General features: G+C 53.5%; 13 protein-coding genes. 4 read left to right on the top strand and 9 right to left on the bottom strand.

Annotated features, from left to right (window positions below; all coding sequences use genetic code 11):
* Positions 1-121: 121 nt before the first annotated feature.
* Positions 122-1,372, bottom strand: coding sequence for a lytic murein transglycosylase (locus DS878_RS13305; RefSeq protein WP_113816404.1), 1,251 nt, complete (start codon positions 1,370-1,372; stop codon positions 122-124).
* Positions 1,373-1,615: 243 nt separating this feature from the next.
* Here DS878_RS13305 and DS878_RS13300 point away from each other — a divergent pair, with 243 nt between their 5' ends.
* Entirely contained in the window at positions 1,616-2,515 is a 900-nt protein-coding gene (locus DS878_RS13300) for a response regulator (protein WP_113816403.1), read from the top strand.
* A gap of 38 nt (positions 2,516-2,553) precedes the next feature.
* Here the strand turns inward: DS878_RS13300 and phoR are convergent, their stop codons facing one another.
* From phoR to DS878_RS13275, 5 genes are all read right to left on the bottom strand, one after another.
* Complete coding sequence (gene phoR / locus DS878_RS13295) at positions 2,554-3,861, bottom strand: phosphate regulon sensor histidine kinase PhoR (RefSeq protein ID WP_113816402.1); 1,308 nt, start codon at positions 3,859-3,861, stop codon at positions 2,554-2,556.
* Positions 3,862-3,904: 43 nt separating this feature from the next.
* A complete protein-coding gene (gene phoB, locus DS878_RS13290) occupies positions 3,905-4,597 on the bottom strand; it encodes a phosphate regulon transcriptional regulator PhoB (RefSeq protein WP_113816401.1) in 693 nt (230 codons plus the stop codon).
* A gap of 114 nt (positions 4,598-4,711) precedes the next feature.
* Positions 4,712-5,599: a 4-hydroxybenzoate octaprenyltransferase gene (ubiA, locus tag DS878_RS13285; protein ID WP_113816400.1), complete on the bottom strand. Its 888-nt coding sequence runs from the start codon at positions 5,597-5,599 to the stop codon at positions 4,712-4,714.
* Between the two features lie 108 nt (positions 5,600-5,707).
* Positions 5,708-6,295 carry a chorismate--pyruvate lyase family protein gene (locus DS878_RS13280; RefSeq protein WP_113816399.1) on the bottom strand — a complete coding sequence of 196 codons (588 nt, stop codon included), beginning with the start codon at positions 6,293-6,295 and terminating at the stop codon, positions 5,708-5,710.
* Positions 6,276-6,833, bottom strand: a complete 558-nt coding sequence (locus tag DS878_RS13275; protein ID WP_113816398.1) for a hypoxanthine-guanine phosphoribosyltransferase — start codon at positions 6,831-6,833, stop codon at positions 6,276-6,278. The genes DS878_RS13280 and DS878_RS13275 overlap by 20 nt, the downstream gene beginning before the upstream one ends.
* 264 nt (positions 6,834-7,097) lie before the next feature.
* Between DS878_RS13275 and rd the strand changes: the two genes are divergently transcribed.
* The 3 genes from rd to tesB all read left to right on the top strand — a co-directional run bounded on the left by rd (position 7,098) and on the right by tesB (position 9,385).
* Positions 7,098-7,265 (top strand): rubredoxin, encoded by a 168-nt coding sequence (gene rd, locus DS878_RS13270; RefSeq protein ID WP_113816397.1) that lies wholly within the window; start codon positions 7,098-7,100, stop codon positions 7,263-7,265.
* Between the two features lie 19 nt (positions 7,266-7,284).
* Positions 7,285-8,439, top strand: a complete 1,155-nt coding sequence (locus tag DS878_RS13265; protein WP_113816396.1) for an NAD(P)/FAD-dependent oxidoreductase — start codon at positions 7,285-7,287, stop codon at positions 8,437-8,439.
* Positions 8,440-8,530: 91 nt separating this feature from the next.
* Entirely contained in the window at positions 8,531-9,385 is an 855-nt protein-coding gene (gene tesB / locus DS878_RS13260) for an acyl-CoA thioesterase II (RefSeq protein ID WP_113816395.1), read from the top strand.
* On the opposite strand, the gene DS878_RS13255 is transcribed toward tesB, so the two are convergent.
* The 3 genes from DS878_RS13255 to DS878_RS13245 all read right to left on the bottom strand — a co-directional run bounded on the left by DS878_RS13255 (position 9,376) and on the right by DS878_RS13245 (position 13,662).
* Positions 9,376-11,955 (bottom strand): EAL domain-containing protein, encoded by a 2,580-nt coding sequence (locus DS878_RS13255; protein WP_113816394.1) that lies wholly within the window; start codon positions 11,953-11,955, stop codon positions 9,376-9,378. The two genes, tesB and DS878_RS13255, sit on opposite strands and share 10 nt — an antisense overlap.
* Before the next feature lie 87 nt (positions 11,956-12,042).
* Positions 12,043-12,489 carry a flavodoxin gene (locus tag DS878_RS13250; protein ID WP_113816393.1) on the bottom strand — a complete coding sequence of 149 codons (447 nt, stop codon included), beginning with the start codon at positions 12,487-12,489 and terminating at the stop codon, positions 12,043-12,045.
* A gap of 69 nt (positions 12,490-12,558) precedes the next feature.
* Positions 12,559-13,662 carry a GGDEF domain-containing protein gene (locus tag DS878_RS13245; RefSeq protein WP_113816392.1) on the bottom strand — a complete coding sequence of 368 codons (1,104 nt, stop codon included), beginning with the start codon at positions 13,660-13,662 and terminating at the stop codon, positions 12,559-12,561.
* Between the last annotated feature and the right edge of the window lie 194 nt (positions 13,663-13,856).

Below are 13,856 nucleotides of genomic sequence, written 5' to 3'. Positions count from 1 at the left end.
CACAACGCATTTATGTCGTAAGTTACTACCATTAAGCCAGTTTCGTGCCAACTTAAAATATCTTTTTATAACAAAGGGTTGGAGGCTCCTGTTTTTTAAAGTGTAAATAAAGCTGACATTGTCAGCTCGTTTTTATCTGAAGACCGTCAAGTAATTCCTGTCCGGGGTAACCATCGGCTATCAGCCCTGAGTCGTGTTGGTACTTCCGGATAGCCGAGCGGGTTGCGGGCCCGAGAATACCGTCGGGTTTGCCTGCATCATATCCACGTTTGTTCAGGGCAGACTGGAGTTCCATGATGGTATCCCGTGATAGAGCCGGAGTATTTGTTGGCGGTGGATTCTGGAGTACCCCGGCTCCAGCAATGCGGTCGGCCAGATGGCCTACGGCTATGGCGTAAAACTCCGAGCGGTTCCAGCCCATGATTACCTTGAAGTTGTGATACGCCAAAAAGGCCGGCCCGCGATGTCCGGCCGGGACAATCAGGGCAGCTTTGATGTCTTCACGGGCAAGGGGCTTGCCAAAGGCGTCGGTAATGCCCAGCTCGCGCCATTCAGTGAGGCTGAGCTTCCGGCCATCAGCAAGGGAGTAGTCAAAGTTTTCAGGCAGCACCACTTCCCGGCCCCAGCGATAGTCTCCATCCCAGTTCATGGACTGCAAAAAGCGTCCGGCAGACATCATTGCATCCGGCAGGCTGTGCCAGAGATCGCGTCGACCATCACCGTCGGCGTCCACCGCGTGCTTGAGGAATACGGTGGGCATGAACTGAACGTGACCCATGGCTCCGGCCCAGGATCCTTCCATCTGGTCTGCCGGGATGGCGCCCTCATCAATAATACGCAGTGCCGCGATCAGCTGTTCGGTGAAAAAAGAGCTGCGGCGAGTGTCGCAGGCCAGTGTTGTCAGTGAATCCGGCACTGACATCTTCCCGAAGTAACTGCCGAAGTTTGTTTCCAGCCCCCAGAAGGAGACAAGATAGGCTGCAGGCACTCCGGTTGCCTCGGTAACCCGTGCCAGCAGCTCTCTGTGCTCTTTGATCAATTCCCGGCCTTTCGTTACCCGGTCGTCATTAACCCGGCGATTAAGGTAGTCTGCAAATGTAGTGGTGAATTCGGGCTGCTTGCGGTCCAGTTCGATGACCCGGTCAATATGTTTGACTCCTGTCATTACCTCCTGAGCCGTTTGAGCGCTGACTCCGGCGGCTATGGCCTTTTCCTGCAACCGCAGTTTGCATTCTTCAAAGCCGTCGGGCGCTATAGGGGCCGCATCACTCTCTGCTAATGCAGGTAATGCGGACGTTGCCAGAAGAGCAGAAACGGAAAGGCGGCATGCCGTATGACGGTTGGGCAGAATCCTTGCAAGCTTGATCAGCACGTGAAACCTCGGTCAGGGTAAGATATGGACGATACCAGCCCCATGGTAGCGCGTTTTTATTCCGGGGAAACACTTTACAGGGCTTCCAGAGTGACAGTTCTTTAACCTCCCGGCCTCAGGCTTTCCTGAAGTGTTGTTTCTGTCTGCTTTCGTGTTTGAAGTTTGTGGTTTTTTGTAGCTTGCGGGTTTTCCATGTGGGCCTTTGTTCTATAGTTGGGCGATACATTTTCAAGAGTTAGATTCATGGCAACGCTGAAAGCGCTGGTGGTTGATGACGCCAGTTTTGTAAGAGATCTGGTCAAGAGAACTATACGCCAGAGGTTTCCGGTTATAGAAACTACTGATGCCCAGAATGGTCGCAGGGCTCAGTCGCTTATGTCCCGCACGGAATTTGACCTGATTCTGTGTGACTGGGAAATGCCGGAAATGTCCGGTCTTGAGCTATTGCAGTGGATGCGTCAGCAACCTCAGTATGAGAAAACTCCATTCATCATGATTACCAGTCGTGGTGATAAGGATCATGTCATAGAGGCCGTGAAAGAAGGTGTCTCTGAATACCTTGGCAAGCCATTCAGCCCGGAAGGCCTGGGCAAAAAAATTATCAAGGTGATGGGGCGGACCCTGACAGCGGCCATGAGCCAGAGTGGAAAATCCATGGCGGGCCCGGCCGATGCGTTCAAAGAGTCAGCTACTCTGCTTACGCAAAAGCGTGAACCCCAGCCCCGTGCAGCCGAGCGGACTGAGCCAGTGTCCGGTGTATCTTCTCCATCTGCATCTTCGGCTCCGTTGCCTCCGGAAAGTCCGAAGCAGGCTGTAACCAAAGGCAATATGAGTCTCGCCTCGATCCGCTTCGCGGAAAGCACCCTGAAATCAGCAGTGAAGGACATCAATCTGACGGAAGTGAGGGTTATTGCAAGGCGGGATCAGGCGTTCCCGGGCATTCTGGATCAGGCAGTTGTGGATATAGAAACCGGTGAGGGCCAGATGGCAAGGCTGAACGGCTATGTGCATCAGTTGCAGGCGGTAGACAAGCGCCGGGATACCGAATTTGTGAGTATCACGGTCCGGTTTGTAGATGAAGACCCGAAGAAACTTGAAGATCTGTCCCGGTTCATAGCGCGCTTCCGGGCAGGGAAGCGCTGAGTTCTGTTCCTTCTTCCAGGCTCAGGCCGGAAACTATTTTACTTTGTGGGGCCTTCAATCAGTCGTTCGGTCGGGAAATGACAGATAAATTCGCTGCCTTTGCCAAGTTGGCTGCGTATTTCCAGCCTGCCATCATGGTTGATCAGTGCGTGTTTAACGATTGCCAGGCCCAGTCCCGTGCCACCAGTGTCTTTATGCCGGCTGGGATCTGCGCGATAAAAACGTTCAGTTAGCCGGGGGATATGGATTTCATCGATGCCTGCACCTGAATCTTTCACTGAAAGATGTCCGCCTTCATTGTTGGTGGACCAGGTTACGCTTATCCGGCCCAGAGCGGGTGTGTATTTGACGGCATTGAATATCAGGTTGGAGAAGGCACTGCGTAGCTGGTATTCATCGCCTTTCAGGAAGTGTGGCCCGGATACCTCGAAGGTAATCTCATGCTGATTCTCACCACTGAGTGTCCGGGCGTCCTGGCAGATTTGCCGGACAAGGCTGTCTATATTCGTTGGTGTGCTGCTGTCTGTGTGTTCGCTGGTCTCAATTCTGGAAAGAAGAATGAGGTCAGTAATCAGAGCTTCCATACGGGAGGACTGGGTTGCCATGGTGTTGACGGCCCGCTGCCATTTGGCAGGGAGGTCTTCGGCATTGTCCTCCAGTGTTTCCAGATAGCCACTGATCACTGTCAGCGGTGTCCGCATTTCGTGGGAGACGTTACTTACAAAATCCCTGCGCATCTGTTCCAGTTGGTGCAGACGCGTAACATCTTTGGCCACGATGAGGCGATCATCATCCCCGAACAGGCTGATCTGGATCTGCAGATGAATATGGGGTTTTGCCGGTGAATGGATTTCAAGAGGTTCGCGGTAGTCTTTGGCATCGAAGTAGGATTTGAAGGCCGGCGTGCGGATGAGGTTATAGATATACTGTCCCTGATCCGTGTTGCGACGAAAACCCAGCAGGTACTCTGCCGAGCCATTCCACCACTCCATGGCGCCACGTGCGTCGGTCATGATGACGCCATCGCGCATGGCATTGGTCGATTCCTGTATGCGGTCTATTCGTGCTCTCAGCCGGTCGCGGATCTGCAGGTGGCGTTGGTTGAGTTTATGCAGTTTTTCAAAAAGAACACCCCAGATCCCGATACTTTCCGGGGTCTCATCAGTGGCATTCGGATCTGCCAGCCATTGGGCCAGGCGATAGATCTGATACAGGTTCCAGAGCACATAGGCGGCAAGCCCGGCCGTCAGCCCGTAGAGCGGGTACCCAAGATACAAACCAGCAAGGGTGGTGCCTGCGAGACCGGCGAGCGTATGGCGCAAATGGCGCGACCAGTTTTGCTGCATGAAGGGCTGCCTTGTATTGCTTTAGTGGTTTGTACCCGCCTGGTCAGGCGGGCTGGGTAGAGAAACGGTAACCGGCTCCTCTTACTGTCTGAACAAGGTAATCGTGTTGCTCGCCCAGAGCTTTGCGCAGCCGCCGGATGTGTACATCAACGGTTCGCTCTTCAACATAAACGTTGCCACCCCATACCTGATCCAGAAGCTGGGAGCGTGTATACACTCGTTCCTGGTGCGTCATGAAAAATTGCAGTAAACGATACTCTGTAGGCCCGATGTTAAGCGAGCTATTGTTTGCAGTGACGCGGTGGCTTGAGGGATCCAGTATCAGACCGTCAACCTCGATGGGGTTGTCGATGCCAGGCGGCGTTGCCCGCCGGAGTACTGCTTTCAGGCGTGCGACGAGTTCTCTCGGACTGAAGGGTTTGGTGATGTAATCGTCAGCACCAACTTCCAGACCTCGGATTTTGTTATCTTCCTCAACCTTGGCGGTCAGCATGATAATGGGGATGTCTGCAGTGGTTTCTTCTTTTTTCAGGCGTCTCGCGAGCTCTATCCCGCTGCTTCCCGGGAGCATCCAGTCCAGCAAAATGATATCCGGCTGCCTGTCAATAATCAGGGCATGAGCTTCACGGGCATCAGCGGCTTCCATGCAGTCGTAATCGGCCATTTCCAGTGCGACGGCGATCATTTCACGGATTGCGGGTTCATCGTCGACGATCAGGACGGTTTTTCCAGACATAATCTATAACCTGTTTCAGACCTTGATTTGTTGCTGCACTATTACAACGCCCCAGTGTTACAACTATGTGACAAGGTTAGCCCATTCTGGCGCCAACCGTGCAAGGCAGTCTTGTCAGGAAAGAAGGAGGTCAACAGCCAGTCCTGTGAAAACAGCAAAACCCGCCCAGTTGTTGTTCAGAAATGCTTTGAAGCAGCCATCTCTTTCCCGGTCTTTGGCCAGAAACTGTTGATAGATGAACAGGCAGGCCATGGCGACCAGTCCCAGATAGTAAAACGTCCCGAGTTCACAGCGGTGTCCAACGATGATGAGTATGAATATCACCATAGCCTGGAGCACGCTGATGATTATACGGTCGGCATCGCCAAAGAGGATGGCGGTGGATTTTATGCCGACTTTGAGGTCGTCATCGCGATCAACCATCGCATAAAAGGTATCGTAAGCTACGGTCCAGAGAACGTTAGCGGTGAAGAGAAGCCAGGTGACCTGGCTGAGCTCGCCGGCCTGGGCAGCCCATGCCATGGGAATGGACCAGGAAAAAGCGGCGCCGAGAAATAGCTGTGGCAGGTGGGTATGGCGTTTAGTGAACGGGTAGACAAATGCCAGCACGGCGCCACCAAAGGAAAGATAGAGTGTGAGGGTGTTGGTAAATAGCACCACCATTAAAAATGAGATAAAGCACAGCCCGCCAAAAAGCGCGACCGCTTCCCAGGGTTCTATCCTGCCGGCTGTCAGCGGGCGGTCTTTGGTGCGCTTGACGTGTTTGTCCCAGTCCCGGTCGGCAAAGTCATTAATGGCGCAACCGGCGGCACGCATGAAGAATACACCCAGTGTGAAGATGACGATGTTGCCTATTCCAGGACTGCCATCCCCGGCAAGCCAGAGAGCCCAGTACGTAGGCCAGAGCAGGAGAAGCGCACCGATAGGGCGGTTGATACGCAATAGTTGTGCGTAGTCGGCAAGGCGGCTCCGTATGTGTTCTGGCACGGCATCAGGCAGCATGAATCTATCCGTTTGGGTATTTGGAAAAGAGAGTCTGAAAAATAAAAGTATAAAGATTATAGCGAGTGCGCAGGTGCGGGTGAAAGCCGGGGTGTTTTCCGTGGTCTGTCAATTCGTACCATAAAGAGCCGGAAGCAGGTATTCGCCCACCAGCAGCGAACTCTTATTGTTGCTGAACAGGGATCGACGTGCAATTTCGGGTACACCCGCTGGCGGGACCCCGAGACTCCGATGGTTGCAAAGCCCGGTTTCAAGTGGTCCACGTTGCCAGTTTCGGCAACTGAACAGGTAAGCGCCCAGGGGTTTGTTGCCTAGATGAAGCAGGCGCCGGTCTGCGCCGGTCAGGCAGGCAAGGGGAATGACTGTGCGCGCGAGAACCCAGGGTTTACCATCTCCACACAGACGTACTTCGCGGATCCAGGCCTTTTGACGCACGGGAATTCTGAGGCGCCTGGACTCCTCAAGAGTTGGTGCGGCAAAGCCCTCGCGCTGAATTTCCACGTGGAATGAGTGTGCACACTTTTTTTGCAGGGCCCGGGTAAAGGAGCCCTCTACCTGAAGCCATTGCCGTGCCGGGCCATGGACATCCGGATTGCGGAGCCCGGCTGCGGTGAGAGACTGGTACCAATCGGTTGGTGGAATAATCAGATTGGTATTGTCGGCGCAAGTACCGATATCAGAGACCTTTGACGGCATAGATTCCGGGAGCGTTACGCCAGTAGCCTTTATAGTCCATGCCGTAACCGAACAGAAAACGATCTTCAACGTCCAGTCCGGTGAAATCCGCTTTCAGATCCGGCCGGGCCTTGCGCTCATGTTGTTTATCCACCAGCACTGCTGTTAACACCTGTTTCGCACCGTGGGCCTGGCAATAGTCAGCGATGGCGCACAGGGTTGTGCCTTCATCAAGAATGTCGTCAATAATCAGTACAATGCGGTCTTTCATGTCGGCTTCGGGCTGGAGTTTCCACTCAAGAATGCCGCCGGTTGTTTCCTGGCGGTAGCGCGTAGCATGAAGGTATTCGGCCTGGACCGGAAACCTGAGCAGAGGCAGAAGTTGGCCGGTAAAGATCAGCCCGCCGTTCATTACGCAAAACAGCAGAGGGTTGCTGTCCTTGAGGCGGCCCGTAATTTCGTCAGCGAGATTACGAATTGCAGCCTGTACCTGTTGCTCACCAACCAGGCAATCGGCTTCAGCCATAACCTGGTTCATTTCGGCGACGGTATCGGTCATAACGGTCGGTCCTGTCGTAAAACCGGCGATTATACCGGAGAGGATCGCCGGAGGGGAGGGGGCGTAGGATCGACAATTGGCAGAAAAGCCGGGTGTTGTGCCAGTACCGGCATTGGTCAATCCGGATGTGCCGGGTATTATGGCATGGCAAGGCTTGAAAATTGGCCGGTGAGGCAGGCTTGAGGGTGCACCGGGAAAGCACTTTCAGGTGTATTGTCTGACAATTATCCTGACGGCCACAGGTGTGTGGTGGAGAGAGAGTGTATGAAGAAGTGGCAGTGCGTTGTGTGTGGTCTGATTTATGATGAAGCGGAAGGCTGGCCGGAGGATGGCATTGAGCCGGGTACAGCATGGGACGATGTGCCTGAAGACTGGGTCTGCCCCGATTGTGGCGTGGGCAAAGAAGATTTTGAAATGATCGAGATTGACTGAACCCGAGTGGAGTAATGTTATGACAGAGCAGGCGCCCATAGTTATTATCGGAACCGGCCTGGCAGGATATTCCCTGGCAAGGGAAATTCGCAAGCTGGATAAGGACGTCCGGATTGTGATGGTGACGGCTGATGATGGTGTCAGTTACTCCAAGCCAATGTTGTCCACCGGTTTTACGAAAGGTAAGGATGCAGACGCTCTGGCTCAGGCTGCGACTGACGCTATGGCTGAGCAACTGCAGCTGGAGATCCGTACCTATACCACGGTGACAGGTATCGATACGGCAGGCCATAAGGTATTACTGGGCGACGAGAGCCTGTCCTACAGCAAACTGGTACTTGCCTGGGGGGCGGGGGTTATTCGTCTGACCATACCGGGTGATGGCCAGGAGCGTGTGTTCCCCATCAATGATCTTGCCGATTATCGTGCATTCCGCAAGGCGCTGAAGCCGGATAGCCATGTGGCTATTATGGGTGCCGGTCTTATTGGCTGTGAATTTGCGAATGATTTGAGTAATGGCGGCTATGAGGTGGATGTGATCGCACCTTCCGATGCTGTCATGCCGAGCTTACTCCCACCAGTTGCGGCCGGTGCTGTTCAGGCTGAGCTTGAATCACTGGGTGTGCGCTTTCACCTGGGAACCCAGGTTGAACGGATTGAAACGGCCGAAACGGGAGTAACCCTGTTTCTGTCCAATGGTGATAAATTACGGGCGGATCTTGTGATTTCTGCTGTGGGCCTTCGCCCCCGCACGGCACTGGCCAAGGCTGCAGGAATCCACACAGGTCGCGGAGTCACGGTGAACCGCGCACTGGAAACCTCGGTCCCGGATGTTTATGCACTGGGCGATTGTGCGGAGGTGGACGGCCATGTATTGCTTTACGTTCTGCCTCTGATGGCTTGTGCGAGAGCACTGGCAAAAACTTTGACCGGTGAGCGCACAGAAGTGAGTTACGGCACTATGCCGGTGATGATCAAAACACCTTGTTGCCCGGCTGCAGTTTGCCCGCCCCCGTCAGGTGCTCAAGGCAACTGGGAAGCTGAGCAGGATGGCTCTCATGTAAAAGCTCTGTTCAGAAATGCGGAAGGTGAGGTGCTGGGCTTTGCGGTAACCGGTCGTTTTGCACTGGAAAAACAGGCTTTGTCCAAAGTCGTGCCACCCATTCATTCTTGAACAGGCTGCTCCCCAGGGCACTTCACGTTGCGAAAACGCCCCGCTTAGGGTAGAAACCCCGTCGTATGCTAACGAATCAACAGGAGCAGGCATGCTTGAAATTACAAAAAAACTGGTGGAGTTACTTTATCTCTCCCCCACTGGAGAAGACCACTATCGCGGCGACAGCCAGGATCTGGGGTTTCCCCATGTGTTTGGAGGGCAGGTCCTTGGACAGGCCCTGATGGCTGCCAGCCATACCGTTGAGGGTCGTCTCTGCCACTCCATGCACGCCTATTTTTTGCGCCCGGGCAACCAGCATATGCCCATCGATTATGAGGTTCAGCGGGTGCGCGATGGGCGGAGCTTCGCGGTTCGCCGGGTAATAGCCCGTCAGGATGGCAAGGAAATTCTGACAGGAAGCATGTCGTTTCATGCCAAAGAAGAGGGATTTGAACATCAGATCGATATGCCTGATGCGCCAGATCCGGAAACCCTGCGCTCCGAACAGGAGTGGGGCAAGATGATGGCGTCCCGGATGCCGGAGAAAATGCGCGAGATCATGACCCGCGACCGACCAATCGAAATACGACCGGTGGATCCCATGAATCCGCTTCAGCCGGAAAAGCGCCCCCCCCATAAGCAAAGCTGGATCCGTGCTGTCGGCCCGTTACCGGATGACCCGGTTCTGCATCGCTGCCTGCTAACCTATGCGTCAGATTTTTCATTTTTGGGAACTTCTCTCAATCCCCATGGCGTGTCCTTTATGAACAAGGGGCTACAGATCGCAAGTCTTGATCATGCCATATGGTTCCATAGGGATTTCCGTATGGAGGACTGGCTGCTGTACGACAAGGACAGTCCCAGTGCCTGCTCTGGTCGCGGTTTCAACCGTGGCAATTTTTTCAATCAGAATGGTGTACTGGTTGCCTCTACGACACAGGAAGCGCTTATCCGTCAGCGCTGATAGTGCACGTTATCCGGGGCGTGCTGAACAGCGATGGTTTCGGGATTTCCGGAAAGCAAGCTGAGTATCTGCTCCAGCGGCAGGGGACAGCTCAGCAGATAGCCCTGAATCATGTCACACCCCATCTCCTTCAGCAGGTTCAAAGTTGCTTCATCCTCCACGCCCTCGGCGACCACCCGGTAACCGAGGGCGTGGCACATATCAATGGTGGTCTGGACGATAACCCGGTCTTCCTCGCGGGTCGCCAGATCAGTGATGAGTGATCGATCGATTTTAATTTCACTGGCTGGCAGTTGTTTGATGTAAGAAAGCGATGAGTAACCTGAGCCAAAGTCATCAATTGAAACCGGAATGCCAGCATTTACCAGGGAATTAAGTGCTTTCAGTGCGTTGGCCGGGTCCTGCATCATTGATGTTTCCGTAACCTCAAAGACGATGGATCCTTCATGCTGTGGATGTGCATTCATAAGCTGGCGTACAAATGACGGGAAGTCCGGCTCCCGGAGGTTGTAAGGTGAAATGTTTACAGATATATCGAGATGATGCCCCCGTTCCGAAAGCTGGCCGCGAATCTGCAAAGATTGCTTCAGTACCCAGCGGGTCAGGGGTTTGATCACTCCTGACTGTTCGGCCAGCATGATGATTTCGTCCGTAGGGAACGACGGCTCCCGCTCGGGCCAGCGGATAAGTGCTTCCAGACTATCAAAGCGATCGGTTCTGAGGTTCAGCTTCGGTTGCAGGTACAGTTTCAGTTCGTCGTTTGCAAGCGCTTGCTGCAATTCCGAGATCATCGTAAGCCGTTCTGCGCTATAGGAATCACGAGAGGTTTTGTAATAAGCGATTCCAAGCTCCCTGGCGCGGTCCGAGCCTTCAGCAATAACGGCTCTGCGTATCAGCGAAGTGGCATCGTCACCATGGGCGGGTGAGATAGCAACACCAAGCTGCGTGTTCAGTGGAACCTGCATTCCAAGATAATCAATGGGGCTACGTATAGCTTCCACTGCACTGGAAATAGATGTGCGTTCGCTTTCGGCAATGCTTGCATCTACGACACAGGCAAAGGTCTCTGAATCCAGAGAGGCTACAAAAAACTTACGCCCGTTGTGTTGTCCAAGAGAAATAATGCCGGGCAAATCGCGGGTAATAGCGTTCAGTCTGCGTGCTGCCAGTTCCAGTATCCGGTCACTGTTCTGGTGACCCAGTGTTTTGGTTACTGATTGCAGATTGTTCAGATGAATCACCACAATGCCATGTCGTTTGTCTGGAGCCTGGCGAATGAAGTCACATACCTGCATCTCAAAACTGGCGCGGTTAGGCAATCCTGTAAGAGGGTTATGCAGGGCGTTTTCGATCAGCTTGAGTTCTGCAGAGCGCTTTGCCTCCAGGGCTGAAATCCTGGACTCACGGGCTTCTACCTTGTCCTCGCGCTCCTTGTACAGGCGTGCTGCCAGGGCCAGGGCAATGAGTGTTGCTTCAACCACAGAACCGAGTTGCATGCTGTAAGTCGTGATGAAGTTGTGGGGAAACACGCCGTATGTGCTGGCGCCTGTAATTGCTGCGCCAAGAGAGAGTGCGCCCCAGGCAATAGTGTAATAGCCCGCCTGAGGCTTTCCCCGCACCCATTGCATGGGGCCGATTACGGTCAGGAGCAGGGTACTCGGCAGGGCGACAGCGATCGTTAGCCGGATGGCATCACTGTATGCAGCAAAGCTGCCTATGAATATTGTCACCACATTCAGGAAAACGAAACCATGTATGATGCGGTTGAGGAAGGGCTCAGTTTTTTTGAGACTTAGAAACGCGCTTGCAAACAGCAGAGTGAATGTTATTGCAAGAGGAACTGCAATCAGCGTTGTATGGCTGTTTAATGCGGGGCTTCGGGGCCAGATCAGCTGGAACGTTGTGCCGTTCAGGTTGCCAATCAGCAACAGGTAACTCAGCGTTGAGAGTACGTAAAGGAGATAGACTTTCTCTCGCAAAGCGAAAAAAACAAAAAGGTTAAAAAAGATAACGCTGATCAATATTCCGTAATAGGCGGCGTGGATCTGTTCTTCAACGGAGGCGTGCTCGAAGAAAGCCTGGGTGTTCCATAATGTTATAGGTACCTGCAAGGTACCTTCGGTACGTACCTCCAGAAGAATCTGGCCGCCGCTGCCAGCTTCGGGGCTGAACGGGAACAGAAAATGACGGTTGAGAACAGGGCGCTGCGCAAACGGATTCAGGTCACCGGTAATTATCCTGTCGGTAAGCTCTCCGTTCTTGACTATGTAAAACCCGATGTAATCAAGATGAGGATAAGCTATCTCCAGCAAATCGATCTGACGGTCGGTGGGTATGTCGAATCGGAACCACGCAGTATCGTGGGTATAGCCAAGGTTCGGGCTGTTGGTTTCCAGTGGTTGCCAGCCGTCGGAAGTCGCAGCCTCAAGTGCAGAGAGCTGCACACCGGGCGGCTGCCGCAAAAGTTCTATATCTGAAAAGCGGAACGTCTCTGCACCCTGGCAACAGAAGGCCAGAGATATGAGCAGTATCAGCACAGTCAGCGCATGAGACAATGGCCGCCTGGTCACAAATCACCGTTAATCGTCATGTTTTCGCGGAACCTGGTTTATTGTCGTTGTCAGTCGCATCAACAGCATGAGAGCCACCCCCCAAGTTTACATGGCAGATATCCATTTGCGCACCCAGGGCAAAGCCTCATTTTCAGGCTCCTGGGTTTCTAATGCATCAATGCATAGCGTTTCACCAACCTTGCGGGCTGCGGTTTCATAGAGGGCCTCTTCCATAAGCTTCCCTGCGCCACAAAAAGTCTCCCCGTAGGAGCTGTCTCCAAGCACGATGACGCCAAAAGGCCGGCCCGGCTGCTGAGGCAATTGCTCACGCAGAGCCAGATAGAAGGGCAGCAGATTACCGGGGATCTCTCCCTGGCCTGTTGTTGATGTGCACACCAATAGCGGGGCTGAGTTTGATGTTATATCGTCAAGCGTCGGGTTCTCCAGAACGGTTACCGAGTGGCCATCGGCATCCAGCGCAGCTTTGATGGCTTTTGCGGTCATCAGTGCGCTTCCGTATACGCTGCCTACCAGAATGCGGATATCTGTCATGATCTTACCTGTTTGTTGCCAGAGCGGGTTGCTGATGGCGCTGGATCATAGCGGCAGTAGCAATGTGTCTCAAGCGGCTGGGCCGCTCTGGGTATCGGTATTCTGACTTCGAACCCGGGGTGCAATCCGGTTACGTCCTGCTTCCTTGGCGCTATATAGCTGTATGTCTGCCTGGCGAAGCAGGTTGTCAATGGAATTGGCCTGGGCGATGGAGCAGATGCCCGCACTCATAGTGACGGGTAAAACCTGTCCGTTAAAGCTGAAGGTGCTCTTCGCCACTTCGCTGCGCAAGCGCTCTGCCAGCGTGAGTGCTGGAATCAGCGAAGTGTCCGGTAGCAGCAGAAGAAATTCTTCGCCACCCCAGCGTGCCGCAACGTCGGTCTGGCGGATAATGGATCGCACAAGGTCGGCGAACTGTATCAGGGCGGCATCTCCCGCGTCATGTCCGTACTGATCGTTGATGTTCTTGAACAGATCCAGATCTATCAGGGCGATGGAGAAGTGGTGTCCGGAGCGTTGATACCGTGAAAACTCTTCCGATAACCGGTTCAGCATGTCGCGACGATTCGAAAGTCCGGTCAATTCATCGGTTTTGGCCGCGTGCTCATGGGCCAGAGCCAGTTCCAGCAGTTCATTGCGGGCCTTGAGTCTGCTTGCCTCCAGGACAAAGCAAAGGATTGATTCAAAAGTCAGAGCGGCAAAGAAACGGATCTGGAAGTCACTGCCATACTCTGCCTGCACGAAGGGAAGGTCAGGAAACTGGACTACAATAACTGCGACCAGAGATACCAGCAGCAGAACCATAGTGCCGGTTTTGAGATTGGTCAGGAAAAACACCAGCGGCGGGAATACATAGAACCATAAAGGCCCCGTATTGCTTTCACCTCCAGAGGCAATCAGGTAGGTAAACAAAGCGCTGGCGATGACTATCAGGCCGATTTTTTGCCTGGCGTGGTTGCCTGTTCGTACAAACCAGTTCATGTTTGCAAGCATAGGGAGGGTAAACGCCATCAGAACCAAAGCGTGGGTGCTGTGGCCAGAGTGCCAGGCTTTGAAAGCAATCCCGATAAGGAACAGAACTGCGGCAAGGGACAGCCAGGTCAATGTCCGCGAAATCTGGGCATCTTCCCGTTCCCGTGCGGCCTGGTAACCCGATGATGAATCTCTGGTCATAGCGTCCTTGTCTGAATACCCGGTGCGCTTGCATAGCATTCCGGCGTTTGTACCTATTATGAAGCAGGTAGTTGTATGTATGCATCCACCACAGGTTCTTTGTGTGACCGCATCGCGGTGCTGCACATTTGTTTCAATTTAAAGTCAAAAATTCTATAGTTGCGCGCAACACATCGGTTAGCTCTTCATTCAGA

This window comes from Marinobacter sp. F3R11 (assembly GCF_003318275.1).
GTDB lineage: Bacteria > Pseudomonadota > Gammaproteobacteria > Pseudomonadales > Oleiphilaceae > Marinobacter.
The sequence above is the reverse complement of the archived record's forward strand: the minus strand, read 5'-3'. Positions and strand labels throughout refer to the sequence as shown.

Excerpts from the sequence above, each read along its gene's own strand:
- DS878_RS13300 (WP_113816403.1), top strand. The coding sequence starts at position 1,616 with ATGGCAACGCTGAAAGCGCTGGTGGTTGATGACGCCAGTTTTGTAAGA.
- phoR (WP_113816402.1), bottom strand. The coding sequence starts at position 3,861 with ATGCAGCAAAACTGGTCGCGCCATTTGCGCCATACGCTCGCCGGTCTC.
- phoB (WP_113816401.1), bottom strand. The coding sequence starts at position 4,597 with ATGTCTGGAAAAACCGTCCTGATCGTCGACGATGAACCCGCAATCCGT.
- ubiA (WP_113816400.1), bottom strand. The coding sequence starts at position 5,599 with ATGCTGCCTGATGCCGTGCCAGAACACATACGGAGCCGCCTTGCCGAC.
- DS878_RS13280 (WP_113816399.1), bottom strand. The coding sequence starts at position 6,295 with ATGCCGTCAAAGGTCTCTGATATCGGTACTTGCGCCGACAATACCAAT.
- DS878_RS13275 (WP_113816398.1), bottom strand. The coding sequence starts at position 6,833 with ATGACCGATACCGTCGCCGAAATGAACCAGGTTATGGCTGAAGCCGAT.
- rd (WP_113816397.1), top strand. The coding sequence starts at position 7,098 with ATGAAGAAGTGGCAGTGCGTTGTGTGTGGTCTGATTTATGATGAAGCG.
- DS878_RS13265 (WP_113816396.1), top strand. The coding sequence starts at position 7,285 with ATGACAGAGCAGGCGCCCATAGTTATTATCGGAACCGGCCTGGCAGGA.
- tesB (WP_113816395.1), top strand. The coding sequence starts at position 8,531 with ATGCTTGAAATTACAAAAAAACTGGTGGAGTTACTTTATCTCTCCCCC.
- DS878_RS13250 (WP_113816393.1), bottom strand. The coding sequence starts at position 12,489 with ATGACAGATATCCGCATTCTGGTAGGCAGCGTATACGGAAGCGCACTG.
- DS878_RS13245 (WP_113816392.1), bottom strand. The coding sequence starts at position 13,662 with ATGACCAGAGATTCATCATCGGGTTACCAGGCCGCACGGGAACGGGAA.